This is a genomic window from Streptomyces sp. NPDC001604, assembly GCF_042893475.1.
In the GTDB taxonomy this organism is placed as follows: Bacteria; Actinomycetota; Actinomycetes; order Streptomycetales; family Streptomycetaceae; genus Streptomyces.
In genome coordinates this window covers 258,026-283,390 of record NZ_JBIAUY010000009.1, presented here as the reverse complement: position 1 = coordinate 283,390, position 25,365 = coordinate 258,026, and the positions used below count along the sequence as shown (strand labels likewise).

Annotated in this window: 25 protein-coding genes; 16 read left to right on the top strand and 9 right to left on the bottom strand. The window is 70.8% G+C overall.

What is annotated here, in order from left to right; translation table 11 throughout:
• Positions 1-97: 97 nt before the first annotated feature.
• Positions 98-1,135 carry a polysaccharide deacetylase family protein gene (locus ACFY1E_RS25490; protein WP_389079715.1) on the top strand — a complete coding sequence of 346 codons (1,038 nt, stop codon included), beginning with the start codon at positions 98-100 and terminating at the stop codon, positions 1,133-1,135.
• A gap of 72 nt (positions 1,136-1,207) precedes the next feature.
• Here the strand turns inward: ACFY1E_RS25490 and ACFY1E_RS25485 are convergent, their stop codons facing one another.
• A complete protein-coding gene (locus ACFY1E_RS25485; protein WP_389079713.1) occupies positions 1,208-2,347 on the bottom strand; it encodes a PucR family transcriptional regulator in 1,140 nt (379 codons plus the stop codon).
• Positions 2,348-2,434: 87 nt separating this feature from the next.
• On the opposite strand from ACFY1E_RS25485, the gene ACFY1E_RS25480 reads away from it, so the two are divergent.
• From ACFY1E_RS25480 to ACFY1E_RS25440, 9 genes are all read left to right on the top strand, one after another.
• Positions 2,435-3,490, top strand: a complete 1,056-nt coding sequence (locus tag ACFY1E_RS25480; RefSeq protein WP_389079711.1) for a ferredoxin reductase — start codon at positions 2,435-2,437, stop codon at positions 3,488-3,490.
• 7 nt (positions 3,491-3,497) lie between these two features.
• A complete protein-coding gene (locus tag ACFY1E_RS25475; protein WP_389079710.1) occupies positions 3,498-4,616 on the top strand; it encodes a fatty acid desaturase family protein in 1,119 nt (372 codons plus the stop codon).
• Positions 4,617-4,902: 286 nt separating this feature from the next.
• Positions 4,903-5,058, top strand: a complete 156-nt coding sequence (locus ACFY1E_RS25470; protein ID WP_389079709.1) for a hypothetical protein — start codon at positions 4,903-4,905, stop codon at positions 5,056-5,058.
• A 320-nt stretch (positions 5,059-5,378) separates the two neighbouring features.
• Positions 5,379-6,821, top strand: a complete 1,443-nt coding sequence (locus ACFY1E_RS25465) for a family 2B encapsulin nanocompartment shell protein (protein ID WP_389079707.1) — start codon at positions 5,379-5,381, stop codon at positions 6,819-6,821.
• A 14-nt stretch (positions 6,822-6,835) separates the two neighbouring features.
• Positions 6,836-7,885 carry a family 2 encapsulin nanocompartment cargo protein terpene cyclase gene (locus ACFY1E_RS25460; protein WP_389079706.1) on the top strand — a complete coding sequence of 350 codons (1,050 nt, stop codon included), beginning with the start codon at positions 6,836-6,838 and terminating at the stop codon, positions 7,883-7,885.
• A 47-nt stretch (positions 7,886-7,932) separates the two neighbouring features.
• Complete coding sequence (locus ACFY1E_RS25455) at positions 7,933-8,811, top strand: geranyl diphosphate 2-C-methyltransferase (protein ID WP_389079705.1); 879 nt, start codon at positions 7,933-7,935, stop codon at positions 8,809-8,811.
• A gap of 234 nt (positions 8,812-9,045) precedes the next feature.
• Complete coding sequence (locus ACFY1E_RS25450; protein WP_389079703.1) at positions 9,046-9,720, top strand: response regulator transcription factor; 675 nt, start codon at positions 9,046-9,048, stop codon at positions 9,718-9,720.
• 29 nt (positions 9,721-9,749) lie between these two features.
• Positions 9,750-11,420, top strand: coding sequence for an ATP-binding protein (locus tag ACFY1E_RS25445; RefSeq protein WP_389079702.1), 1,671 nt, complete (start codon positions 9,750-9,752; stop codon positions 11,418-11,420).
• A gap of 82 nt (positions 11,421-11,502) precedes the next feature.
• Complete coding sequence (locus ACFY1E_RS25440; RefSeq protein WP_389079700.1) at positions 11,503-12,417, top strand: SGNH/GDSL hydrolase family protein; 915 nt, start codon at positions 11,503-11,505, stop codon at positions 12,415-12,417.
• A 143-nt stretch (positions 12,418-12,560) separates the two neighbouring features.
• Here the strand turns inward: ACFY1E_RS25440 and ACFY1E_RS25435 are convergent, their stop codons facing one another.
• Positions 12,561-13,043, bottom strand: coding sequence for a VOC family protein (locus tag ACFY1E_RS25435; RefSeq protein WP_389079699.1), 483 nt, complete (start codon positions 13,041-13,043; stop codon positions 12,561-12,563).
• Between the two features lie 123 nt (positions 13,044-13,166).
• Between ACFY1E_RS25435 and ACFY1E_RS25430 the strand changes: the two genes are divergently transcribed.
• The 3 genes from ACFY1E_RS25430 (at position 13,167) to ACFY1E_RS25420 (ending at position 15,729) form a co-directional block, all read left to right on the top strand.
• Complete coding sequence (locus ACFY1E_RS25430; protein ID WP_389079697.1) at positions 13,167-14,378, top strand: epoxide hydrolase family protein; 1,212 nt, start codon at positions 13,167-13,169, stop codon at positions 14,376-14,378.
• Between the two features lie 108 nt (positions 14,379-14,486).
• Positions 14,487-15,125, top strand: coding sequence for a ClpP family protease (locus tag ACFY1E_RS25425; RefSeq protein ID WP_030927332.1), 639 nt, complete (start codon positions 14,487-14,489; stop codon positions 15,123-15,125).
• A 1-nt stretch (position 15,126) separates the two neighbouring features.
• The gene (locus ACFY1E_RS25420; protein WP_389079696.1) at positions 15,127-15,729 is read left to right on the top strand and encodes a ClpP family protease; all 603 of its coding nucleotides are present in this window, start codon (positions 15,127-15,129) and stop codon (positions 15,727-15,729) included.
• Between the two features lie 23 nt (positions 15,730-15,752).
• On the opposite strand, the gene ACFY1E_RS25415 is transcribed toward ACFY1E_RS25420, so the two are convergent.
• Complete coding sequence (locus tag ACFY1E_RS25415) at positions 15,753-16,145, bottom strand: helix-turn-helix domain-containing protein (RefSeq protein ID WP_389079695.1); 393 nt, start codon at positions 16,143-16,145, stop codon at positions 15,753-15,755.
• 199 nt (positions 16,146-16,344) lie between these two features.
• Here ACFY1E_RS25415 and ACFY1E_RS25410 point away from each other — a divergent pair, with 199 nt between their 5' ends.
• Positions 16,345-17,232, top strand: coding sequence for an RNA polymerase sigma factor SigF (locus ACFY1E_RS25410; protein ID WP_389079693.1), 888 nt, complete (start codon positions 16,345-16,347; stop codon positions 17,230-17,232).
• Positions 17,233-17,289: 57 nt separating this feature from the next.
• Here ACFY1E_RS25410 and ACFY1E_RS25405 read toward each other — a convergent pair whose 3' ends face one another.
• Positions 17,290-17,745 (bottom strand): ATP-binding protein, encoded by a 456-nt coding sequence (locus ACFY1E_RS25405; RefSeq protein WP_389079692.1) that lies wholly within the window; start codon positions 17,743-17,745, stop codon positions 17,290-17,292.
• 117 nt (positions 17,746-17,862) lie between these two features.
• Positions 17,863-19,005 carry a DUF6777 domain-containing protein gene (locus ACFY1E_RS25400; RefSeq protein WP_389079690.1) on the bottom strand — a complete coding sequence of 381 codons (1,143 nt, stop codon included), beginning with the start codon at positions 19,003-19,005 and terminating at the stop codon, positions 17,863-17,865.
• A 161-nt stretch (positions 19,006-19,166) separates the two neighbouring features.
• Here ACFY1E_RS25400 and ACFY1E_RS25395 point away from each other — a divergent pair, with 161 nt between their 5' ends.
• Together ACFY1E_RS25395 and ACFY1E_RS25390 are read left to right on the top strand one after the other, a co-directional pair.
• On the top strand, positions 19,167-20,444 hold the full coding sequence (locus ACFY1E_RS25395) for a streptophobe family protein (RefSeq protein ID WP_389079689.1): 1,278 nt from the start codon (positions 19,167-19,169) through the stop codon (positions 20,442-20,444).
• A 53-nt stretch (positions 20,445-20,497) separates the two neighbouring features.
• Positions 20,498-20,914 carry a nuclear transport factor 2 family protein gene (locus tag ACFY1E_RS25390; RefSeq protein WP_389079687.1) on the top strand — a complete coding sequence of 139 codons (417 nt, stop codon included), beginning with the start codon at positions 20,498-20,500 and terminating at the stop codon, positions 20,912-20,914.
• A 23-nt stretch (positions 20,915-20,937) separates the two neighbouring features.
• Here ACFY1E_RS25390 and ACFY1E_RS25385 read toward each other — a convergent pair whose 3' ends face one another.
• From ACFY1E_RS25385 to ACFY1E_RS25370, 4 genes are read right to left on the bottom strand one after another with little or no spacing between them, the layout of a single operon-like run.
• Positions 20,938-21,933 carry a serine/threonine-protein kinase gene (locus ACFY1E_RS25385; RefSeq protein ID WP_389079686.1) on the bottom strand — a complete coding sequence of 332 codons (996 nt, stop codon included), beginning with the start codon at positions 21,931-21,933 and terminating at the stop codon, positions 20,938-20,940.
• Positions 21,923-22,468 (bottom strand): hypothetical protein, encoded by a 546-nt coding sequence (locus ACFY1E_RS25380; protein WP_389079684.1) that lies wholly within the window; start codon positions 22,466-22,468, stop codon positions 21,923-21,925. Before ACFY1E_RS25380 ends, ACFY1E_RS25385 begins: the two co-directional genes overlap by 11 nt.
• Positions 22,468-24,807: an FHA domain-containing protein gene (locus ACFY1E_RS25375; protein WP_389079683.1), complete on the bottom strand. Its 2,340-nt coding sequence runs from the start codon at positions 24,805-24,807 to the stop codon at positions 22,468-22,470. The genes ACFY1E_RS25380 and ACFY1E_RS25375 overlap by 1 nt, the downstream gene beginning before the upstream one ends.
• A gap of 59 nt (positions 24,808-24,866) precedes the next feature.
• Positions 24,867-25,277 carry a hypothetical protein gene (locus tag ACFY1E_RS25370; protein ID WP_389079681.1) on the bottom strand — a complete coding sequence of 137 codons (411 nt, stop codon included), beginning with the start codon at positions 25,275-25,277 and terminating at the stop codon, positions 24,867-24,869.
• Between the last annotated feature and the right edge of the window lie 88 nt (positions 25,278-25,365).

The window sequence follows — 25,365 nt, the reverse complement described above, 5'->3', positions numbered from 1 at the left end:
GTAATCATGCATTCGGCCCATCGTGCCGGGTGTGCGTCACGGTGTTGCCCGAGGCTTGGAAGCGGCGGGGAGCATCTCGTTCACATCCGGAGGCATCATGCGCCCATCCCACCGAAGCGGCGGCGCGGTCGTCGTCGCATCGGTCATCCTGCTGGCCACGGCCTGCTCGGCGGCCCAATCCCCGCCGGCAGGACGCCAGGACGGGCCGTCGGTACAGGCACGCAAGGCCGGCGGGCAGGCCACGGTTGCCGACCCGGCCGCAGTGCAGGCCGACGAGCTCGGTGCGGTGCCGGTGCTGATGTACCACCAACTGGTGGCCGAGCCCAGGAGTGTGTACGACCGCACGCCGCAGGATTTCCGCGCCGAGCTGGAACGGCTGGCCCGGGAGGGATACGTACCTGTGACCGCACGGGAGTTCAGCAGTGGGAAGATCGACATTCCCGCCGGTACCCACCCGGTGGTGCTGACCTTCGACGACTCGACCGTCACCCAGTTCCGTCTGGACGCGGATGACCGGCCCGAATCCGACACCGCGGTGGGCATCCTGCTGGACACCGCCCGGAAGCACCCCGGATTCCGCGCCGTGGCCACTTTCTTCGTCAACGCCGACCCGTTCGGCGAGCCAGGCGGCCGAAAGTCGTTGGACTGGCTCGTCAAACACGATTTCGAGGTCGGCAACCACACCCTGCGGCACACCACGCTGGGGACGGTGGACGACGACACCGCCCAGCAGGCCATCGCCGACAACCAGAGGGCGATCACCCAGGCCGTGGCCGGCTTGTCGGTGGTGTCGATGGCACTTCCCAACGGTTCGATGCCCCAGTCCCGGCAGCTGGCGCTGCAGGGAACCGCCGACGGTGCGCACTACCGGCATCAGGGCGTCTACCTGGTGGGAGCCGGCCCCGCCCCTTCCCCCTTCTCCACCGCCTTCGACCCGGGCGCCATCCCGCGGATCCGCTCCCAGGGGGCGACCGGCCCGGAAGCCCAGTTCACCTCGACGGCCTGGCTCGACAAGCTCCGCGACGGCACGGTCGAGCGGTACACCTCGGACGGAGACCCCAAGAAGATCAGCTTCCCCAGGTCCGAGGCGACCCGCCTCGCCCCGGCTCACCGGCAGTACGCCCGGGCGTACTGAACGGGGAAAGACCTCGGGAGCCGGTGCCGTGCGCTACCGCCCCCTCCCTTCAGCAGGACGCCGAACTACGCGTCAGCCGGCCCTAAGACCGAGCGCCAGCGTCAGTTCAAGGACCCGGTGTGGGGATGCGAGATCCGGAAACAGCTCCCGTAGCTGCGACATCCGGTACCGGACCGTCTGCGGGTGGACGAACAACGCCGCCGCCACCTCGTCCCGCCTCCCCTGGTGCAGCAGCCACTCGCGCAACGTCTCCTCCAGCCGCTGTGCGGTCGCGACGGGCAGGGTCCGCAGCGGTGCGAGGGCTCGGGAACGCAGGTCTGCGAACGCGTCCAGGTCGGCGCTCAGCACCAGCTCGGGCAGGTGGTCCTCGGTGTCGCGGATATCAGCGGAGAGGGAGCGCGCGCGCAGGGCCCGTGCGTACGAGGCGGACGCACGGGTCCACGGCCGGGCCGGGCCGACCACGGCGGTGCGGTCGGTCAGCTGCCGCAGGAGATGTGGTCGGTCGGCATCGGGAACGAGCAGCACACCGGTGGCGTCCGGCAGGTCGTCGAGGACGAGGGTGCCCGGGTCGAGCGCGCGGTAGGCAGGCCTGGCCTGGTCGGCGGGCAGCAGGACCGCGGTCAGCGAAACCGGAGGCTGCCACCCGGCCCGTTGAACCGAGGCCAGCAGCACGTCCGGGCTCGCGCCGGCGAGGAGGTCGCGGGCCAGGTGTTCCAGGTGGCGCTCCTGGGCCCTGCCCCGGGCGGCCAGTTCGTCGGCGTGGCCCGCGGCGCTCGCGGCGGAGAGCTCGTCGATGTAGGCGAAGGTCAGCTCGGCGAACTTGGCGACCTCGGCGGCGGGCAGGCCCGCGGGTACGGCACCCGCTGCCAGGCATCGCCAGGCCACGCGGGCGCCGACGCGGTAGGCGCTGAGCAAGGCGTCCATCGAACGGCCGTCGCGCACCTCGCCGCGGCCCAGCTCGTACGCCGCGTCACCGGCATCGCCACCTGTGGCCTTCCCGCTCGCGAGGTCCAGGTAGTGCCCCAGGGCGGTGCGGACGGCTCGGCGGATGGTGGCGCCCATGTGGCCCGTAAGGGCGTTGGCGTAGGAAGGGACCTCGTCGATGATCGCCTGGACGACCTCGTCGGCGGTCGTCCTCAGCTCGGCCCGAAGTGCGGCGACCGTCGTCTCGTCCAGGGCCAGTTCACTGGCCCTCTGGATTGCATGGCTCACGTCTTTGTTCCCTGCGAACAATTCAACCGACCAGATTCACGTCCTGCGGTCAGGACTTTACGCCTTGAGGCGCAGCAAGCTGGAGTCATGATGAGTGCGGCCCTCCGCGGCAGGGCGTGGAAACTGCTGGAGATGGTCACGACGCCGCTGCTGCCGTCGGACTACCTCGACCTGGTCAGCCCGCTGCGTGCGGGCGCCGACCTGCGTGGGCGCATCGAGGCGGTGCGCCCCGAGACGCGTGACGCCGCGACCGTCGTGATCAGACCGGGACGGGGCTGGCGCGGCCACACGGCCGGTCAGTACGTGCGGATCGGGGTCGACGTCGACGGGGTGCGCCTGTGGCGTGCCTACTCCATCACCTCGCCGACCAACCGCCCGGACGGCCGCCTCACGATCACCGTGAAGGCGATCCCTGACGGCAAGGTCAGCAACCACCTGGTCCGCCGGGCGAAGCCGGGCACACTGATCCAGCTCGACCAGCCGACCGGTGACTTCGTACTGCCGCAGTCCACGCCCGCCAAGGTGCTCTATCTGACGGCCGGCAGCGGCATCACGCCCGTGATGGGCATGCTGCGCGACAGCGAGTTCGACGACGTCGTCATGGTGCACTGCGCGCCACGACCGCAGGACGTGATCTTCCGCAACGAACTGCACGGCCTGGTCACGGACAAGAAGCTGCGGCTCATCGAGGTGCACACCGACACAGACGGCCAGCTCGACGTCGCCCGTCTCGACGAACTCGTGCCCGACTGGGCCGAGCGCGAGACCTGGGCCTGCGGGCCCGCAGGCCTGCTCGACGCCGCAGAAAAGCACTGGAGCGAGCACGGGGTACCGGAGCGCTTGCACACCGAACGCTTCCGCCCCGGCATCGTCGTCGCCGGCGACGGCGGCGAAGTCACCTTCAGCACCACCGGCAAAACCGTCGACGCCGATGGCGCCACGCCGCTGCTGGACATCGGCGAGGAGGCCGGCGTGCTCATGCCCTCCGGGTGCCGCATGGGCATCTGCTTCGGCTGCATCTCGCCGCTCAAGGCGGGTGCCGTCCGCGACCTGCGCACCGGCGAGATCACCGAGGCCGAGCCGGGCGTCCTCATCCAGACCTGCGTGTCCGCCGCGGCGGGCCCCTGCGACATCGAGCGTTAGGAACACCTTGACCGCCATCGACCCCACCGCCCACCTGACCGCGGAGCAGATCGAGGAGCTCGGCCGCGAGCTGGACGCGATCCGCGACGAGGTGATCGCCGGCCGCGGCGAGAAGGACGCCGCCTACATCCGCAAGGTCATCTCGGCGCAGCGCAAGCTCGAGCTGGCCAGCAGGGGCGTGCTGCTGTTCTCGATGTTCCCGCCCGCCTGGCTGCTCGGCACCGCCGGACTGTCCGTGGCGAAGATCATGGACAACATGGAGATCGGCCACAACATCCTGCACGGCCAGTGGGACTGGATGCGCGACCCCAAGATCCACTCCACCACCTGGGAATGGGACCACGTCTCGCCGGCCGACCAGTGGAAGCACTCCCACAACGAGCTGCACCACACGTACACCAACGTGATCGGCAAGGACAACGACCTCGGCTACGGCATCATGCGCGTCGACGAGGACCAGAAGTGGCAGCCGTTCCACCTCGGCCAGCCGCTGTGGAACTTCATCAACGCCTGCTTCTTCGAGTACGGCATCGCAGCCTATGACCTCGAGCTCGGCAAGAACCTGCACAAGCGCCGCCGCAACAACCCGGAGTTCCGCGCGCGGGCCAAGGCCGTGGGCCGCAAGATCCGCAAGCAGGTGCTCAAGGACTACGTGATCCACCCGCTGCTGTCGGGCCCGTCGTTCCTCCCCACGCTCGCCGCCACGTTCACAGCGAACCTGGTCCGCAACCTCTGGTCCCACTCGGTGATCATGTGCGGGCACTTCCCTGAGGGCGTGCAGGTCTTCGAGCGCCGGTCCATCAAGGGCGAGACGCGCGGCCAGTGGTACCTGCGCCAGATGATGGGCTCGGCGAACATCAGCGGCAGCAGGGCCATGCACTTCATGACCGGCAACCTCTCGCACCAGATCGAGCACCACCTGTTCCCCGACCTGCCCAGCAACCGGTACGCCGAGGTCGCGGTCAAGGTGCGCGCGCTGTTCGAGAAGTACGAGCTGGAGTACGTCACCGGGCCGCTGCCCAAGCAGGTGTTCTCCGCGTGGCGCAAGGTCTTCCGGCTCTCGCTGCCCAACAAGAAGCCCAAGGTCCAGACGCCGAACCGCGAGCGGGAGCTCGTCGCAGCCTGATTCCCGATACGGGTTCAGAACTTTCGGCCGTACCGGCGGCGTCCCCGGGTTCGGTGAGGGCTGTCGCGGACGGTGGGCGGCCGCGACATCGGGCCGTACGACACGGAATCCGGGCAGCCCGGCGGGCGGCTGCGCTGCCTGGACGTGCGCCGGCGCGCCGCCGAAGTCACATGGGACCCTGGCCCCGTCTGGGCACAGGATGATCAGCGCAGTCGCTCCGGTGGTCGATGAGTCACGCGACCAACCCTGCGGAGCAAGGAGCACAGCACTGGCCCGGGGACGGCCAGTGACGCCCGCTACCGCACACCTGTTGGCGCCCTGCCTCGGCCACGTCTTCGCCGTCAGCGCGATCAACGCCGTCCGCATCGACCGACGGCTGACCGGCACGCCACTCGGCGGCACGCGCGCCCCTCACCTCGAAGCCCTCATGCGCGCCGCCTGACAGTCCCCTTCGCAGAATTCCCAGCAGAGTCCTGAAGACCGACGCACTGCGCATGGGTTCCGTGGCGAGGGATGCGACGGCGGGGGCGCACGGGGTGGGAAGAGGGGCGCGGGAGTGCGGAGGCCTCGGAACGCTGCCTCGTTCGCGAGGTTTGCGTTATCAGGAGATGAAACCGCCCCCTTCGCGCCGTACCGGGGCATCCGCGGGGCTGTTTGCCTTGTACATACGACGCCGGGCTGTCGTCCACGGCGGCGTCGCCTTCCACCACGACCACTCCACTCACTCCTGTACGTCGCCAGGTACGTCCCCAGGGAGGGAATGTGTCCGCCCCCGAAAGCGCCACCGAACCCGCCACCGAGGAACCCGCCCCCGCACCCGACGGTGAGGGGCAGCTGACCAGTCTCAGCACCCAGGCGGCGCGCCAGCTCGCCACGACGACCAAGTCCGAACCGCAGATGCAGGCCATCAGCTCGCGCTGGCTGCTGCGGACACTGCCGTGGGTGGACGTCAAGGGCGGCACCTACCGGGTCAACCGGCGTCTGCAGCTGCGGATCGGCCGCGGGCGGGTGCAGTTCGAGCAGAACGGCGCCGACGACATCAAGGTCATCCCCGAGACACTCACCGAACTGCCGGTGCTGCGCGGCTACTCCGACACCGACGTCCTCAAGGAGATCGCCACCCGCTTCCGGGTCCGCGAGGTGCGGGCGGGACAGGTGCTGTTCCAGGCAGGGCAGCGGGTCACGGAGGCCTATCTCGTCGTGCACGGCAGGTTCACCCGCTTCACCGAGGGCAAGTACGGCGAGGAGGAGATCATCGGGGTCGTCACCGACGGCGACCAGATGGGCGACGAGGCCATCGGGCAGTCCAGCCCGCTGTGGCTGAGCTCGGTGCGGGCGGAGACGGCCGGCGTACTGCTGGTGCTGCCCTGGGACGTCGTCACGGAGTTCAGGGACCGGGTGCCGTCCCTCGCCGCACATCTGGAGGCGTTCGCGGCGCGGCAGAAGCTGCCGATGAACCGCAAGGGCGAGGCGGACGTTCCCGTACAGGCCGGTCATGTCGGCGAGCCGACGCTCAACGGCGGCTTCGTGAACTACGACCTCGCGCCGCGCGAGTACGAGCTGTCGCTCACCCAGACCGTGCTGCGGGTCCACACCCGGGTCGCCGACCTCTACAACAACCCGATGAACCAGACCGAGCAGCAGCTGCGCCTGACGGTCGAGGAGATCCGTGAGCGCCAGGAGTGGGAGCTGGTCAACAACCGGGAGTTCGGGCTGCTGCACAACGTCGACTACGGCCAGCGCGTCAGCACCTTCACCGGGCCGCCGACCCCGGACGACATGGACGAGCTGCTGGCCATGCGCCGCAAGACCAAGGTGTTCCTCGCCCATCCGAAGGCGATCGCGGCCTTCTTCCGGCAGTGCAACCGGCGCGGCCTGGTGCCGGGCACGGCGAGTGTCGAGGGGCACGAGATCCCCGCCTGGCGGGGGGTTCCGATCTTCCCCTGCAACAAGATCCCGATCAGCCGCGATCACACCAGCAGCATCATCGCGCTGCGCACCGGGGAGTCGGACCAGGGGGTGATCGGGCTCTACCAGACCGGCATCCCCGACGAGTTCCAGCCGGGCCTGAACGTGCGGTTCATGGGCATCGACACGGCCGCGATCATCCGCTACCTGGTGACCGCCTACTACTCGCTGGCCATCCTGGTGCCGGACGCGGCCGGGATCCTGGAGAACGTCCAGATCGGCCGGACGGCCGACTGAGGGTGGAGTACGCAATGAGCACGTCCGCCGTCTCGTCCTCGCTGCCGGGGCCGCCCAATCTGGCCCGCGCCGTGCGCACCCGGCGCGGCGGCGCGATCCCCGGCCTCAAGTACCGGCAGGTCGCCCCCGCCGACCCGGCGAAGGTGGAGGAGGTCGACCGCAGGCTGGAGGCCTGGGCGCACGGCCTCGACCTGTTCCCGAAGGCCTGGTCCGGGGACTTCTCGGGCTTCCAGTTCGGCCGGGCCGTGGTGCTCCAGCATCCGGCGGCGGCCGATCTGGAACGCCTCACCGCCGCCGGCAAGTTCCTGCTGGCGGAGAACCTCGTCGACAGCTGCTACTGCGAGGAGGACGAGGGCAGGGGCGGTGCCCGCCGCGGCCTGGGCGGCCGGCTGATCCTGGCCCAGTCGGCGCTCGACCCCTTCCACAGCACGCCCGCGCTGCAGGAGCAGTGGGCGCTCGGAGTGCAGGCCGACGGACCGCTGCGCTCGTACCACTGGGCGATGAAGGACTACGCCGCCGTCGCCACCCCCAGTCAGACCGACCGGTTCGTGCACGACATGGCGCGGCTGCACCTCGGTTATCTCGCCGAGGCCGCGTGGGCGGAGATCCGTTACGTGCCGCAGGTGTGGGAGTACCTGGTGATGCGGCAGTTCAACAACTTCCGCCCCTGTCTGTCGATCATCGACGCCGTGGACGGCTACGAGCTGCCGGAGGCCCTCTACGCCCGCCCGGAGATCCAGCGCATCACGGCACTCGCCTGCAACGCCACCACCATCGTCAACGACCTCTACTCCTTCACCAAGGAGCTGGCGAGCGACCCCACCCACCTCAACCTGCCCCAGGTCCTCGCCGCCAACGAGCGGTGCGGGCTGAAGGCCGCCTATCTGAAGGCAGTCGAGATCCACAACGAGATCATGACCGCCTTCGAGGACGAGTCCGCCCTCCTGTCCGCCACCTCGCCCCTCGTGGAGCGCTACGCCCGGGGCCTGTCCGACTGGGTGGCCGGCAACCACGAGTGGCACGCCACCAACACCCACCGCTACCACCTGCCCAACTACTGGTAACGCCCGCAGTGCTGACACTCCGTCAGACGCACCACGAGGAGTCCTAGTTGACCATCGCCCCCCACGCCGACACCAAGGCGGCACCGGTGCCGACCCAGTCCACATACCAGAACCGCGTCGCGGACTACTGGAACGCCGAGGAGAACCCGGTCAACCTCGAACTGGGCAAGATCGACGACCTCTATCACCACCACTACGGCGTCGGCGACGTCGACTGGACCGTGCTCGACGAGCCCGACCCCGATCTGCGCCGGGGACGGATCACCACCGAACTGCACCGCCTGGAACACGCCCAGGCGGAGCTCCTCGCCGGCCACCTCGGCCCGCTCTCCCCCGCCGACCGGGTCTTCGACGCCGGCTGCGGGCGCGGCGGCGGCAGCGTCGTGGCGCATCTGCGCTACGGCTGCCACGCGGACGGCGTGACGATCTCCGCCAAGCAGGCCGCCTTCGCCAATGAGCAGGCCCGCAAGCGAGGCATCGACGCCCAGGTGCGCTACCACCACCGCAACATGCTCGACACCGGCTTCGCCACCGGCGCGTACGCGGCGTCGTGGAACAACGAGTCGACCATGTACGTCGAGCTGGAGCTGCTGTTCGCCGAGCACTCCCGGCTGCTGCGCCGCGGCGGGCGTTACGTGGTGATCACCGGCTGCTACAACGACACCTACGGCCGGGCCTCCCGCGAGGTGTCCCAGATCAACGCCCACTACATCTGCGACATCCACCCGCGCTCGGAGTACTTCCGGGCGATGGCCCGCAACCGTCTCGTCCCCGTCCACGTCCAGGACCTCACGGCCGACGCCATCCCCTACTGGGAGCTGCGCCGTCAGGCGGACCACCTGGTCACGGGCATCGAGGACACGTTCCTGACCGCGTACAAGAACGGCAGTTTCCAGTATCTGCTGATCGTCGCCGACCGGGTGTGATGCCCTCGGTCAGCCCGTAGGGGCTGACCCGCGCCGGGGGCGCACGTACCGGCACGGGCTCGTGCGATCCATGCGGCATCCCCGCATCGCACGAGCCCGTGCCGGAACCCCCCCGAGCGGCTCCCCCTTGAACCGTGGGCATTTACTGTTCTACCTTCGCCACATGGTCGGGGCATCAACGCCCGCTCATGAGCGGCACAACGGGCGGACGCCAGACGGTCCGGGTGATGCGGTATGCGACCGCACCTCGCTCTGATCGAGGACGACCCCGACTTCGCACTGATGTGCCGTTCCTATCTGGAGCGCGCGGGCTTCACGGTCACCTGGGCCATGGATGCGCGCGCCGGAAAGGCCGCCCTCCACGAGGGCGGCGTCGATCTCGCCGTTCTCGATCTGGGGCTGCCGGACGGCAGCGGCCTGGAGCTGCTCCGGGCACTGCGGTCCACGAGCCGGCTGCCGGTCATCGTCGTGACGGGACGCGGTGCGGAGGCCGACCGGGTGGCGGGCCTGGAGATCGGTGCGGACGACTACCTGGTCAAGCCGTTCTCCCAGCGGGAACTGGTGGCCCGTATCCACGCCGTGCTGCGCCGCTCGCAGCCGCCCGAGATGCCGAGCGTGCTCCAGGTCGGCGCGCTGCGCATCGACTCCGCCGCCCGTCTGGCGTCCGTCGACGGTGTCCAGCTGTTGCTGCGGCCCAAGGAGTACGCGCTGCTGGAGATGCTGGCCGCCGCACCGGGCCGGGTGTTCTCGGCGGAGCAGCTGCTGGAGCGGATCTGGGGCACCTCGTGGCAGCAGGCCGCGACCGTGGTGGAGCACGTCTACCGGCTGCGCGGCAAGCTGGCCGGGCTGCCCGCACCGGCGCCGCGGATCACCACCGTCCGGGGCTACGGCTACCGCCTCGACCCCTGAGTCACCGCTTCGGCCGCGGAGGTCCGACCATGCCCGAAGTGCCGGACTTCCGGAGCCTGTTCGACGCGACGCTGTCCCCACTGCTCATCCTCAGCCCCGACTTCACGATCGTCGAGGTCAACCGCGCCTATCTCACGGCGACCCGTACCGAGCGGAGCATCGTGGGCCGCCCCGTCTTCGACGTGTTCCCCGACAACCCGGACGACCCGTCGGCCGACGGTGTCGCCAATCTGCGCCGTTCACTGCAGACGGTGGTGGCGAGCGGTCGTACGGACACGATGGCGCTGCAGCGCTACGACATCCCGGCGGGCGAGGAGGGCGGCTTCACCGAGCGGTACTGGAGCCCGGTCAACACACCGGTGCTCGGTGACGACGGGCAGGTGCGCTACATCATCCACCGGGTCGAGGACGTCACCGAGTTCGTACATCTGCGGCGGGTGGGACGGGAGCAGCAGCGCGCCGTCGCCGAGGCGGAGATGCGGGCCGAGGGCATGGAGATCGACCTGTTCGTACGGGCCCGTGAGATCCGCGAGGTGAACGAGCAGCTCAGCCGGGCCAATCACGAACTGGACGCGGCGGGCCGCAGGCTGCGGGAGGAGCAGCAGGCCAAGGACCGGTTCATCGCCACGCTCTCCCACGAGCTGCGCAATCCGCTGGCGGCCGCCACCGCGGCCACGGAGCTGCTGGCCCTCGACATGCCGGAGGGTCATCCGGCGCTGGCCGTCCTGGAGCGGCAGCTGAGCACCCTGGCACGGATGAGCAACGACCTGCTGGACGGCACGCGCGCGGTGACCGGACGGCTGGAGCTGGTGTGCGATCCGGTCGACGTGCGGTCCGTCGTACAGGGCGCGTGCGCCGACATCCAAGGCCTGTTCGGGCACGAGAACCGCACGCTGACGGTCGGGCTGCCGGCCGAACCGGTCATGGTGGACGGCGACCGGCTGCGGCTGGCCCAGGTCCTGACGAACCTGCTGTCCAACGCGCTGAAGTACACCCGGCCGGGCGGCCGCACCGAGGTGGGCCTGACGGCCGCCGACGGGCAGGCCCGGCTGACCGTGCGGGACGACGGCATCGGCTTCTCCCCCGCCCAGGCCGAGGAGCTCTTCGGGGTGTTCATGCGGGCCGCCCCGGCCGGTCCTGACACCCCCGAGGGCCTGGGGCTCGGGCTCGCGGTGGCACGGACGGTGGTGGAACTGCACGGCGGCCGCATCTCCGCGCACAGCGAGGGGCCGGACAAGGGCGCGACGTTCACGGTGCTGCTGCCGACCACCGACACCACGAGACCGCGTCCGTCACGGCCACCGGCCGTCCACGGCTCCCCGCGCCGGCTGTCCCTCCTGATCGTCGAGGACAACGCGGACCTGGCCGCCACCTACCGCACCCTGCTGGAACGCCAGGGCCACCGGGTCACGGCGGTGCACACGGGCCAGGACGCCCTCACCGCCACCGAGACGCAAGCCTTCGACGTCGTCCTGTGCGACCTGGGCCTGCCGGACATCGACGGCTACGCGGTCGCACGGGCCCTGCGGGCGCGCCCGGACGGCGGCAAGCTGGGTCTGATCGCGGTGTCCGGATTCAGCCAGGGCAGCGACCGCGCCCAGTCGCGGGCGGCCGGGTTCGACGCCCACCTCGCCAAACCGCTTCCGCTGACCGACCTGCTGGACCTTCTGGAGCGGCTGGAGCGCCCGGACGGCGCCTGAACTCACCCCGGTGTCTTCCGCCTTGGGCCCGCCTGTGCTTGCCTGGGGAGCCGTTTTCGGTTGCCGGGGCTGGAGTTGCCGTATGCGGAAGCCGTGGATCGTGGGGATGCTGCTGACCGGAGTGCTGCTGCTCGGCGCGTGCGGCGACCCGTCGTCCGGCCCGCAGGAGGCACCGCCCTCCCCCGCCGTACCGGGAGCGTCGGCGTCGACGACCCATCAGCAGGCCCCGGCCTCGCCGGGTGCACCCGCCGTGGCGCCGCGCGTGCTGTATCTCGGGGATTCGCTCGCGATGGAGGCCCAGAACGTGCTCGGGCAGGAGCTGCGCCGGGACCTGAGGGCGAAGTACACGAGTGCTCCGTACTCGGGCACGACCCTGTGCGACTACCTGGAGGGCACCGGGGCGAGGTCGCTGGTGCCGGACGCGGACAAGGCGGCGGCTCTGGTCCGTGCGCAGCATCCGGACTATGTGGTGATGCAGTTCTGGGGCAACGCGTGGGGCTACACGTGGTGCATGGACGGCATCACCTACAACGCCTCGCAGCAGAAGTACTTCACCCGCTACAAGGCCGACCTGCGCCGGCTCACCGAGCAGATCGCCGCGGCGGGCGGCAGCAGGCGTCCACGGATCGTGTGGGTGCTGCAGGGCCCGGACCCGATCACGCCCGACCGGGTCCGGCGCGTGAACCGGATGTACGAGCAGCAGGCCGCCGCCTCGGGCGACCTCGTCGCCGACGCGGGCGCGACGGTCAGCCCCGCCGGTGCCCGCTACACCTGGTCCCAGTACCTGCCGTGCACGGCCTACGAGCACGAACACCGCGACTACTGCACCCAGCCGGGCCGCGACCGCACCGCCCTCCACCTCGACAAGGACTATCTGCACTTCTGCCTGGCACCGACGACGTCCACGCCGAAGCCGTGCCCGGTGCGCTCGCCCGGCATCCTGCGGATCACCCGCGAGATCACACGGGTGATCGGGGAACAAGACCGCACACGGTGAGCCGAGCGCCGGCGAGCACGGCGACGAGCGCCACCGAGGTGGCGGCGCTCGCCCGGGCCACTTCCGCCCGGCGGACGAGCAGGTGCGGCCGGCCCGTCCTCCACCCCGCGCAGGGCGGACCGGCCGTCACCCGGGAGTGATGGTCACTCGCCCGCGTACGCCCGCTCCAGGGCCGCGATGTCGAACTTGCTCATCGCCATGAACGCCTTGGTCGTGCGGGACGCCTTCTCCTGGTCCGCATCGCTGATCATGTCGATGAGCCTGTCGGGCACGACCTGCCAGGACAGGCCGTACCTGTCCTTGAGCCAGCCGCAGGGGCCGGGCTCGCCGCCGCCCTCGGTGAGCTTGGTCCAGTAGTAGTCGATCTCCTCCTGGTCCTTGCAGAAGATCTGGAAGGAGACCGCCTCGTTGAACTTGAACTGCGGGCCGCCGTTGAGCGCGACGAACTTCTGGCCGTTGGCCGTGAACTCCACCGCCAGCACCGAACCGGCGGGGCCCGCGCCTCCCTCGACGTTGCGGCCGACCCGGCCGATGCTGGAGTTCTTGAAGATCGACACGTAGTAGTGCGCGGCCTCCTCCGCCTGGCCGTCGAACCAGAGACACGTGGTGAATCCGTCGGTGGTCATGAGCACCTCCTGGGGCGTGGAACGCGGTCACCTGTACCGACTGATCCTCGCCGCGGAACTCATCGGTCGGACGGCCGATTGACCCGTGTGGCCGCACCCCCGTACCGAACTAGGCTCGCGGCCATGACGTCTTCGCCCGCAGAGACCGCGGACAGCGGCATCCGGCCCTTCCGCATCGACATCCCGCAGAGCGACCTCGACGACCTCCATGACCGCCTGGACCGCACCCGCTGGCCGGACGAGCTGCCCGGCACGGGGTGGGCCTACGGCGTGCCGGCCGACTACCTGCGCGAGCTGCACCACTACTGGCGCACCTCATACGACTGGCGGGCCGCCGAGGCGCAGCTCAACGAGTGGCCGCAGTTCACCACCACGATCGACGGCTCGAAAGTCCACTTCGCCCACGTCCGCTCCCCCGAGCCGAACGCCACACCGCTGATCATCACGCACGGCTGGCCGGGGTCGATCGTCGAGTTCCTGGACGTCGTCGGGCCGCTCGCCGACCCCCGCGCGCACGGCGGCGACCCGGCCGACGCGTTCCACGTCGTCGTACCGAGCATCCCCGGGTTCGGGCTGTCCGGTCCTGCCAGCGACACCGGCTGGGAGGCGGGCCGGGTCGCCGACGCATGGGCCGAGCTGATGCGACGGCTCGGCTACGAGCAGTTCGGCGCGCAGGGCGGCGACTGGGGCGCCGCCATCTCCCGCGAGCTGGGGCGCGCACACCCGGACCGCGTGATCGGCGTGCATCTCAACCTGCTCCCGGGCGCGCAGCAGGCCACCGAGCCGACACAGGAGGAGCTTGACGAGCTCGGCACGGAGGAGCAGGAGCGTGCGCTGCTGTCCTGGCGCCGGTGGAGCGAATGGTCACGCGAGGGCACGGGCTACGCCGTCCTGCACGCCACCCGGCCGCAGACCGTGGCGTATGCGCTCAGCGACTCGCCCGTCGGTCAACTCGCCTGGATCGTGGAGAAGTTCCGGGAGTGGACGGACTCGGCTCTGCTGCCGGAGGAGGCCGTGGACCGGGACCGGATGCTCACCAACGTGATGCTGTACTGGCTGACCGGGACCGCCGGTTCCGCCGCCCGCATCTACTACGAGCGCGCCCATGCCACGGGCCGTGTCGCCCGCCCGGACGAGCCGTCGACCGCACCGACCGCGCTGGCCCTCTTCCCCGCCGAGCTCCAGATCCCGCTGCGCCACAAGGCGGAGCGCACGGAGAACATCGTGCGCTGGACGGAATTCGACCGCGGCGGGCACTTCGCCGCGATGGAGGAGCCCGACCTGCTGGTCGGGGACGTGCGGGCGTTCTTCCGGCAGCTGCGCGAGAAGGGCTGAGCGCGGGCTCTGCCCGTGGCGAATCTGCCACGGGCAGAGAAACCGCATGCGGGGCCGGGGCAGGGCCAAGAGTGGAGTCGACGGCATCACCGCTCGACGGGAGAGACCATGACTCCACTCACCACGCTCGCGCCCCGCGCCGAGGAGGGCGACACCCCGCCCAGCCGGCTCGACGACCATCTCGCGGCCCAACTCCTCGGTCAGCGCATCGTGTTCCTCGGCACCCAGGTCGACGAGGTCTCCGCGAACCGGGTCTGCGCGCAGCTGCTCCTGCTGTCCGCGGAGGACCCGCGCACCGACATCAGCCTGTACATCAACAGTCCGGGCGGCTCCGTGCACGCGGGCCTCGCGATCTACGACACGATGCGGCTGATCCCCAACGACGTCTCGACGCTCGCCATGGGCTTCGCGGCCAGCATGGGCCAGTTCCTGCTGTGCGGCGGCACGCCCGGCAAGCGGTACGCGCTGCCGAACGCGCGGATCATGATGCACCAGGGCTCGGCGGGCATCGGCGGCACCACCGCCGACATCGAGATCCAGGCGGAGAACCTCGAGCACACCAAGCGGACCATGGAGCGGCTCATCGCCGAGAACACGGGCCAGTCCCCGGAGACCATCGCCCGGGACGGCGACCGCGACCGCTGGTTCACGGCCGAGGAGGCCAGGGAGTACGGCATGGTGGACCGGGTCCTGGAGTCCCTCGCGGATGTCCGTCCGGCCGCCTCGAAGCGACGGATGGGGCTGTGACATGGGCAACTACACGATTCCGTACGTCGTCGAGCGCACCGCGAACGGCGAGCGCTCCTCCGACGTGTTCAGCCGGCTGCTGTCCGAGCGGATCATCTTCCTCGGCACCGAGATCGACGACGGCGTGGCCAACGTCGTCATCGCGCAACTGCTCCATCTGGAGTCCTCGGCGCCGGAGAACGAGATCTCGGTCTACATCAACTCGCCCGGCGGCTCGTTCACTTCGCTGATGGCGATCTACGACACCATGACCTTCGTGCAGGCGCCGATCTCGACGGTCTGCGTCGGCCAGGCGGCCTCCACGGCGGCCGTACTGCTGGCCGCCGGGGACCCCGGGCGGCGGATCGTGCTGGAGCACGCGCGGGTGTTGCTCGGTCAGCCCGCCGCCGGTGGCAGCCGGGGCATGATCTCCGACCTCACGCTCCAAGCCAAGGAAATGGTCCGGATCCGCTCCCAGGTCGAGCAGGTGCTGGCCCGGCACACCGGGCACGACATCGCGACGCTGCGCGCGGACATGGACCGCGACAAGGTGTTCACCGCCGAGGAGGCGGTGGCCTACGGGCTGGCCGACGAGGTGCTGAGCCGACGCCTCGCCACGATCTGACGCACCGGCCCGCAAGCGTCCCGTCAGGCGGCCAGGCAGAGTCCGTTGTACGGCGAAGCGGACGTCCGGCGGCTCCGGTCGGACTGCCGGGCGGCGATCCGGACGAGCTCGCCCTGCGCCCGTGACAGCAGGTCGCCGAGGCCCAGCCCGAGGGCGTGGGCGGCGGCCGCGAGGACCTCGGAGGAGGCCTCCTTGCGGCCGCGCTCCACCTCGGAGAGGTACGGCATGGAGATCCGGGCCTCGTCGGCCACGTCCTTCAGGGTGCGCTCCTGGGCGAGGCGTTCACGCCGCAGGACATCGCCGACGAGGTCCCGCCACAGGGGCTCCCTGGGCGGCGGGGGCGAGGCGGCGGGCCGCTCGCCCTGCGGGCTGCGCAGCGGAATGACATCGGCTTCGTTCGGCGCTTGGCTGCTCACGGCTTCAGACTAGATTCCCTCGCCTCGGTTCGACGGGAAGAGAGCGGCGTTCCGCTCTGGGTGGAATCACCGAGGCGGCGTCTGCGGTGACGATCTGTATTCGGTCCCGGTCACGGGCATGTCCCGGCGCAAAGCGGGTACGCGCCCCCCAGAGGGCACGACGTAGACGACGTCGAACCGTGACTTCGTGGGAGAGGAAATGGACACCGCCGTGGGACGGTCGAAGGCTGAGGTCGTCGCGAAGACCGCCGGGACCAGCACGGGTGATGGACCACTGCCGGGGATCGCGGAGCCGCACACCGTGGCTCCGCGGGACGCGCGGGAGCTTTCTCGTCAGTTCTTCCAGCGCCTCGCGGAGCTCGAGGAGGGTACGCACGAATTCCAGTACGCACGCAACACGCTCATCGAGATGAACATCTCGCTGGTGCGGTTCGCAGCCGGGCGGTTCCGGGGACGCGGCGACGACATGGAGGACATCGTCCAGACCGGCATGATCGGCCTGATCAAGGCGATCGACCGGTTCGAGCTGTCCCGTGAGGTTGAGTTCACCTCGTTCGCGCTGCCGTACATCGTCGGCGAGATCAAGCGTTTCTTCCGTGACACCACCTGGGCGGTGCACGTGCCGCGCAGGCTGCAGGAGCTGCGTGTCGAGCTGGCCAAGGCGCGCGAGGAACTCTCCAGCCGGCTGGACCGGGAGCCCACGGTTCCCGAGCTCGCCACCTTGATGAACATCCCCGAGAACGAGGTGATCGAGGCGCAGATCGCGGCCAACGGCTACAACTCCTCCTCCCTGGACGCGGCGCTCACCGGCGACGGGCCGGAGGGCGGCGAGGCGGTGCTCGCCGACTTCATCGGAGTGGAGGAGGACGGGCTGCGGCTCGTCGAGGACTTCCAGTCGCTGGCGCCGCTGATGGCGGAACTCGGCGAGCGGGACCGGCAGATCATCCACATGAGGTTCGTGGAGGAGGCCACTCAGGCGGAGATCGGCGAACGGCTCGGCTGCTCGCAGATGCATGTGTCCCGACTGATCAAGCGGATCATCGCGCAACTGCGCGAGGGAATGCTGGGCGAACTCGGCTGCGCGTGAGGGCCGGCCGGTCGCATCCATGACCGCCGTGGCCGCCGAAATCGGCGGCCACGGCGGTCATGCGCTGGTCAGGCTCACAACGGCCGACACCCGCTTGCCGACCGGCACCCGCTCCACGGTGACCTGCCTCGCCAGGACATGGACTATCTCCAGGCCGTGCCGGCCGACGCGCTCGGGATCGCGCGGGAAGCGGCGCGGCAGGGCGGCGCTGCTGTCGTAGACGCACACCGTGATCGAGGTGTCGGTGCCTTCGAGCTCCAGGATGTACGGCCCGTTGCTGTGCCGGTCCGCATTGGTGACCAGCTCGCTCACGACCAGCAACACCTCGTCCTCGATGCGGGCGTCGATCCTGGCGCACCACTCGGTGCGGAGCCGTCCCACGAAGTGCGCCGCGAAGGACCGGGCCTCGGCGATGCATCCCGGTTCGCCCGTGTAGTGCGCCGCCCGCCGTAGCGGTTCCACGGGCACGTCGAAACCAGTCGGTATCACTGCCCCGCCCACGTGCTCGATCATGCATGTCTCTCTCGGAAGCCGGCCTGGCCGGACGCTGCTGCATCAGTCCTGCTACCCCGAGCCGCGCCCGGCAGTCCCCGTCCGGGCCGATGTGTCCCCTAACACGTGGAACGCCGGTCATGTGGTGCTCGGCCCTGGAGCACTGTACGTGCCGGTGTCCCCTGGTGACGCCGGTTCGGTCGTTCCGGGCTCGGTGGAGGGTGACTCGGAACTGGGCGTCGGGGTGGAGGGGGAGGTCGACGTCGACGGGCAGGGGCTGGGCGTGCCGGTGACCACGCTGGGCGCGGAGGCGCACGTGGAGGACGAGGACGAGGGTGCCGTGGGCGTGGACACGCTCACCGACGGGGAGGGCTTGACCGGCGGCTCGGTGCGGTGGTCGTGGTGACCGGTGTCGCCCCGGTGCCGGGAGATCCATTCGTCGTGGTCGGGGTCGTAGATGACGAAGATGTTGATGATCTGCGGTGCGGGGGTGACCACGACGACGTTCGAGGGGCGGTACGACGGCCAGCTGTCACCGGTCTGCTTAGGGGTGGTCTGCTGGGCGACGGGCGGCGTCAGCGGGTTGCCGCAGGCGCAGCGCACGCGTGGCACGCCGTGGCCGTCGACGAGGACGGCCGTGCCCGCCTGCAGGACGGCCTGGTAGCCGGTGGCGGCGCCGTCGCGGTAGCCGTGGTTGGTGACGCGGGTGTCCATCCGCAGCTGTACGGGGGTGAGCGCACGGAGGTAGGCGGGGACCCGGGAGGGGGTGACGCCGGCGACCGAGGCGAACGCCGCGTTCTTCGGCGGGGCCGCCTGGAGGGCCTTGATCTGCCGCTCGACGTCGCAGCTGGAGACGTTGCGGGTGCCGCCGTACAGTCCGGGCGCCCCGCCGCTCACCGCCCGTACCGCGTTCGCCGGAGCCGATCCGGTCGCCGGAGAGGCGGGGACGGCCGGGGCGGAGCTGTCCTTTGCCGTCGACTGCGTGAACGGCTCGGGGCCGGTCTTGCCCGCGGCCTGCAGGAAGACCTCTCCGCCCTTGCCCGAACCGCCTCCGGGCCGACTGAGGAGGACGGCCAGGACGACGGCGGCGACCACCACGGTGGTCAGCACGGCGATGCGGGGTGCGGACTTCCACCAGGGCCGGCGAGGCGGTGGCGAGGGTGTGCCGCCGGCGCTGCCCGGTGGCTGCGAGGGTGGGCCCGAGGGGGGCTGGGAGGGGCCCGAGAGCGGGCCGGAAGGGGGGCCTGTGGGGCGTCCGGAGGACGGCGGTTCGAGGCTCACGAGTTCCTCTTCCCGATGCGGTGTCCTGCGGCCTGCCCCGAGTTGGGCCGCTTTGTTACCTGCCGCATCCATTGTGTGCTCCGGTGCGGTGGCGCCCGCAAGCCGACGCGGACGGCCCTCCCGGCGGGCGGGGCGGGCGGGCGCTGCTTAGCGTGGCGAGGGTGAGCCCGCGAACCCCCTCCGACCTGGCCGTCGCCCGCCATGGCTGGGTGCAGGCCGTGGCCGGGGTGCTGGCCGCGCTGATCGTCATGGGCATCGTGGCCGGCCTGGGGTTGTGGGCGGCCGGGGCGGCGGATCTCCCGGACGGCGCGTTCCCGCGGGTGGTCGCGGCGACGGTGGTGACGGCCGTCGGCGGCACGATCGAACTGTCGGGGAACGCGGGCGCGCTGGCCCGGTCCGCGGCCGGCCTGACGGTGATCCCGCTGTCGGTGACGCTGGCCGGGGCGCTCGTCCTCGCGGCGGGTTTCCTGCGCCCGCTGCGGTACCGGGCGGTCGCCGGCGCCCCGGAGCTGGCCGGGTGGGCCGCGCGGATCGCCGTGGTGTGGCTGCTGGCCCTGCTCGGCCTGGCCCTGGGCGCCCGCCAGACCTTCGCGGTCGACGTCGGCAACGGAACCCTCGGCGACATCGGCGACCTGTTCGGCCTCGCACCGAAGGTGGGCTTCAGGACGGATGTGCCGCTGACCCTGTTCTTCGGTGTGCTGTGGCTGGCGGGGGTGCTGGTGCTGGCGCTGCTGGTGTCGCGCGGCGCGCCGCTGCCGGGTCGGCTGCTGCGCTTCCAGGAGTCGGTGCGCCCGGCCGCGTACGCCATGGTCGTGCTGCTGCTGGCGTATGTCGTCCTGGGAGTCGTTGTCACACTGGTCGTCGCGGTGACCCGCGGCCACTTGCCGGAGAGCCTGGCGGTGATCCTGCTGGGTCTGCCGAACCTGGTCTGGCTGGCGCTCACGATCGGTCTGGGTGCCACCTGGACGGGGCGGGTGCAGGGGCCGTTCGGGCTGCCCATGCCGCATGTGCTGGACGAGGTGCTGCGCACGAAGGAGGTCTCCACGCTCAACCTCCGCACGCTCGCCGAGTACGACGCGAGGGTGTGGTGGCTGGTGGCCGTCGACGCGGTGCTTCTGCTGGCCGCCGCGTTCGTGCTGGCGGCGCGGTCCCCGGCCCGGATGCGGGCCTGGCAGCACGCCTTGCACATGGCCGTCGCCCTCGCGCTGACGGTGCTCATGATCTGCCTGCTGGGCCGGATCGACGCGCACTACGGACTGTCGCTGCTCGGCGTCGGGGACCTGGGCGGTGGTCTGTCCGGGGAACTGTTCCTGAAGCCGAAGGTGTGGACCGCGCTGGGCCTGGCCGTGCTGTGGGGGCTGGTGACCGGTTTCCTCGGCGCGCTGCTGGCGCGGCCGGTGCGGCGGCGGGGGAAGACCGAAAAGGAGTGGGAGACATGATGCCGTCCGTGGCAGTGTCCGGTCAGTCGAGGTGCCGAGAGGAAGGGAACGCCATGGCGTTGGCTCTCGAAGACCGCCTGGCCGTCACCGAGCTGATCGCCCTGCACGGCCATCTGGTCGACGGCGGGGAACTCGACCGCTGTGACGAGGTGTTCACCTCGGACGTCGTCTACGACCTGTCGGACTTCGGCCAGGGCGAGGTCACCGGCCTCACCGCCGTCAAGGAGGCCGCGCTGGCGCTGGGCGCGAAGAACCCCGTGGCACATCACGTGACCAACGTGGTGATCGAGGAGGCGGCCGACGGCCGGGTCCGTGCCCGCTCCAAGGGGCTGGGGATCATGACGGACGGCTCGTGCGGGTCCGTGACGTACGAGGACGTCGTGGTCCGCGTCGACGCGGGCTGGCGCATCAGCCGACGCAAGGTCGTGGCCCGCCGCGTACCGCTGGGCGGGCTCGGCCAGGAGGCCTGAGCAGGTCTGGCGAAATGGAACGCTCAGCTCCGCCCCCGGAAGACCGGCTCCGCCCAGCGCGGTGGAGGCCGGGGGCGGTCCCGCTGCGCGCTTGCGGCCCGGAGGCCCACCTCCGTCGGGGGGTGGTCGGTGCCCGGCGCGGCGCCGGTCACCGCACCGCGCAGGGCGGCGACGAACGCGAGGCAGGAGTCGTGGCGGTCGTCCGGGCTCTTGGCCAGAGCCTTGGCGAACACGGTGTCGACGGCCGGGGCGAGGTCGGCGCGGAACTCCGTCAGCGGCGGCGGCTGGTCGTACTGGTGGGCCCACAGCAGGGCCATGTCGTCCTCGCGCCGGAAGGGCTGCCGGCCCGCCAGGCACTCGAACACGACGCAGGCGAACCCGTAGACGTCGCAGCGCCCGTCGACGGGCCGGCCGGAGATCTGCTCCGGGGCCACGTAGTCGAGGGTGCCGACGAACTGGCCGACGGTCGTGAAGCCGGTCAGGGACAGCGACTTCTTCGTCAGGCCGAAGTCGGTGAGGTAGGCGTGCTCGGGGTGGTCGCTGTCGGTGCCGCGGGCGACCAGGATGTTCCCGGGTTTCACGTCCCGGTGCACCAGCCCGTAGTCGTGGGCGGCATCCAGCGCGGAGGCGATCTGCGCGGCGATGCGCAGCGCGGGCACGGGCGCGAGCGGGCCCCGCCGGTCGAGGAGATGACGCAGGTCGCTGCCTTCGACGTAGCGCATGGCGATGTACAGGACGCCGTCCGTCTCGCCGGCCTCGTACACCGGCACGATGTGCGGGTGGTCGATCGCGGCGGCGGCCCGGGACTCGTGGGTGAAGCGCAGCCGGAAGGTGTCGTTGCGGGCGAGTTCGGGGGCGAGCAGCTTGAGGGCGACCGTGCGGTCCAGGCGCAGATCGCGGGCGCGGTAGACGACCGCCATGCCGCCGCGGCCGATCTCGCGCTCGATGCGGTAGCCGGCGACCTGCCGGCCGATCAGTTCGGAGGGCCGGCCCGAGAACAGGCTGGTGTCACGGGCCATCGGGGGTCACGACCTGCGTGGGGGCGTGGCCGGGGCCGGCCGGGGCGGCCCGGGGTCCGTCGTCGGTGGCGTACGTGCTCAGGTGCTTCCCGTCGCCGTACACCCACCGTCCCTGCTCGGTGTCGTACAGCCACACGGACTCGCCGTCGACGACGATCCCGATGCGCAGTCCCTGTGTACGGCTGCGGAAGGACTCCCCGTCGAGGCCGCCGCGGGCCAGTTCCTCGACCGCGCTGCGGTAGCGGGCCAGGGTCTGTTCGGCGCGGGAGAGCAGGGGGCGCGGGTCGGCGGTGCGGTCCTGGGGGCCTCCGGCGGCGGGCGGGTCCTGGGGTACGGCGACCAGGCAGCGGCCGTCGACCCAGGCGGACCAGCCGTTGGCGCACAGCACATGCCCCCAGTCGCCGCGCCGCTCGACGAGCTGGACCGGCAGCAGCGGGTCGAGGGGCACGGTGGGGCGGGCCGGGTCGGGGTCCTCCCAGGCGGGCATGCCGTGCTGGGGGACGACGTGAGTGGGCCGGAAGCCTGGGGTCGCCATCACGACTTCCGCATCACGGCGGGTTCGTGGCGGCGCAGCAGCCGGGAGACGGCGAAGCAGAACACCGCGGAGAGCACCACCAGCATGGCGATGTTCAGCAGCCACACCCCGGCCGAGTGCCTGAACAGCGGGTCGCCGGTCAGGTCGCCGGGCACGATCCGCGCGAGGCCCACGGTGCCGGCCATCGCGCCGAGCGCCCACCGGGAGGGCACCAGCCAGGACAGCTGTTCCAGGCCCGGCACTCCGTGGAGCTTCAGGAGCGCGCCGCAGAAGACGACCTGGACGATGGCGAGCAGCACCAGCAGCGGCATCGTCACCTCCTCCTTGCGCACCAGCGCCGACACCAGCAGTCCGAGCGTCATCGCCGTGAACGCCAGCAGGGCGACGGCGACGGTGATTTCGACAAGGGGCGGCATCAACACGCCTTCGCCACCGGGCGCGTTGAGGTCGACGCCCAGGAGGGCCACCAGGGTGAGCACCACGGCCTGCAGGACCGTGATGGTGCCCAGGACGACGACCTTCGACATCAGGTACGCCGATCTGGACAGGCCCACGGCCCGCTCGCGCCGGTAGATGGTGCGTTCCTTGACGAGTTCGCGCACGGCGTTGGCCGCGCCGGTGAGGACTCCGCCGACGCACAGGATGAGCAGGGCGTTCATCGCCGTCGCCTGCGTGAGCCTGCTGCCGGCCAGGGCGCGGGCCATGGCGCCCATCACGAACGGCAGGGCGATCATGATGGCGAGGAAGGTGCGGTCGGCGCCGAGCGCGGCGGTGTAGCGGCGCACCAGCGTGCCGAGCTGGGCGCCACGGCTGCGGGGCCTGGCGGGCGGGGTGATGACGACCGGGCCCGAGCGGGGGACACGCGGCTGGGCGGTGGCTTCGGTGATGTAGTGCCGGTGGAAGGGCGAGAAGCGGTAGTCGCCGGCCCAGTCGCGGTCGTCGTGTTCGAAGGCCTCGAAGGCCTCCGGCCACTGCTCGAAGCCGAAGAAGGCGAGGGCGTCCCCGGGCTGGCCGTAGTAGGCGATCCTGCCGCCGGGGGCGAGCACCAGGAGCCGGTCACAGACGTCGAGGCTGAGCACGCTGTGGGTGACGACGATGACGGTGCGGCCGTCGTCGGCGAGGCCGCGCAGCATGTGCATCACCGAGCGGTCCATGCCGGGGTCGAGGCCGGAGGTCGGTTCGTCGAGGAACAGCAGCGAGGGCTTGGTCAGCAGCTCCAGGGCCACGCTGACCCGCTTGCGCTGCCCGCCAGAGAGGCTGTGCACCGGCTGGTCGGCGCGCTGCTCGAGGCCCAGTTCGCGGATGACCTCGTCGACCCGGGCCCGGCGCTCGGCCTTCGCGGTGTCCTGCGGGAAGCGCAGCTCGGCGGCGTAGGACAGGGCGCTGCGGACGGTCAGCTGGGCGTGCAGGATGTCGTCCTGCGGGACCAGTCCGATGCGCTGGCGCAGCTCGGCGTAGTCGCGGTAGAGGTCGCGCCCGTCGTAGAGCACGGTGCCGTGGTCGGCGGGCCGCTGTCCGGTGAGGGCGTTGAGCAGGGTGGACTTGCCGGCGCCGCTCGGGCCGACGACCGCGAGCAGGCACTTCGCCCCCACCGGGAACGACACATGGTCGAGCAGGGTCTTGCGGCCGCGGTCGACGGCGACGGTGAGGTCCTGCACGTCGAGGGAGATCTCGCCGGTGTCGACGTACTCCTGCAGCTGGTCGCCGACGAGGCAGAACGCGGAGTGACCGATGCCGACGATGTCGCCGGGGCCGATGGTGGCGGTGGTGACGGGCGAGCCGTTGAGGAAGGTGCCGTTGTGGCTGCCCAGATCGGCGATCTCGTAGCTGCCGTCGGACAGGGCGCGCAGCTCGGCGTGGTGCCGGGAGATCACGAGGTCGTCGACGACGAGGTCGTTGTCGGCGGCGCGGCCGATGCGGACGGTGCGGGTGGGCAGCGGCCGTACGGTGGTGGGCCTGCGGAAGGTGCCGGTCAGGCCGGGCATCGACACCGCGGAGGGACGCTCGGGAACCAGGGTCGGGGGGCTGACGAGGACGACGCACGGGCCGTTGGAGGGGTTGCCGAAGCGGATGACGCTGCCGGGGCCCACACCCCGCTCGTGGATGCGGCGGCCGTCGGCGAAGGTGCCGTTGGTGCTGTTCTCGTCCTCGATGGTCCAGTGGTCGGCCTCGGGGCGCAGCACCGCGTGGTGCCACGAGACCCGTGCGTCGTCGAAGACGATGTCGCTGAGCGGGTCGCGTCCGACGTGGTAGTCGCGGCCCGGGCTCATCACCGTGGAGCCCGCCTCGGTCTCCAGGACGAGTTCGGGCGCAGTCGGCGCCATGGGCCGCTCTGCCATGACGAGAATTCTACCGATTCGTCCCCATGTGCGCCCGGCGTGGCGAGTGCCGCAGGCGCTCAGCCGACGGGCAGGACGAGCGCCGGGATGGTCCGCTGCATACGCAGGGCGTCGACGGACTCGGCCAGCAACTCGTACTCGGTGGTCTCGTCACTGGTCGCGATCCGCACCAGGTGCCCCGCGGCCAACTCGTCGGCGACCAGTTCCTGTTGGGCGATGTTGGCGCACCACGAGCGCAGTACGACCGGTACGTCGGGCACGGTGTCGGCGACGGGGACGAGCGAACTCGGCGGGAAGTGCTCCGCCTCCGGCTGGGGATCGAGACGGTCGGCGATCCAGTTGGCCCGGTCGCGCAGCCACCACAGGGCGAGGGCGAGGGTTGGAGCCCGGTAGGTGCCTAAAGGCACACCGATACGCTCGCCTCCGCAGATCCCGTAAGCGGTGACATGGCATAAGAACTCGTCGTGCACGTTCGCTCCCCCGCTGCTCGCTCGCCTGCCGGCCGGCCTCGCTTTCGATGCGGCTCATGTGCTGTCCGTGATGACGTCTTCGCTCGCC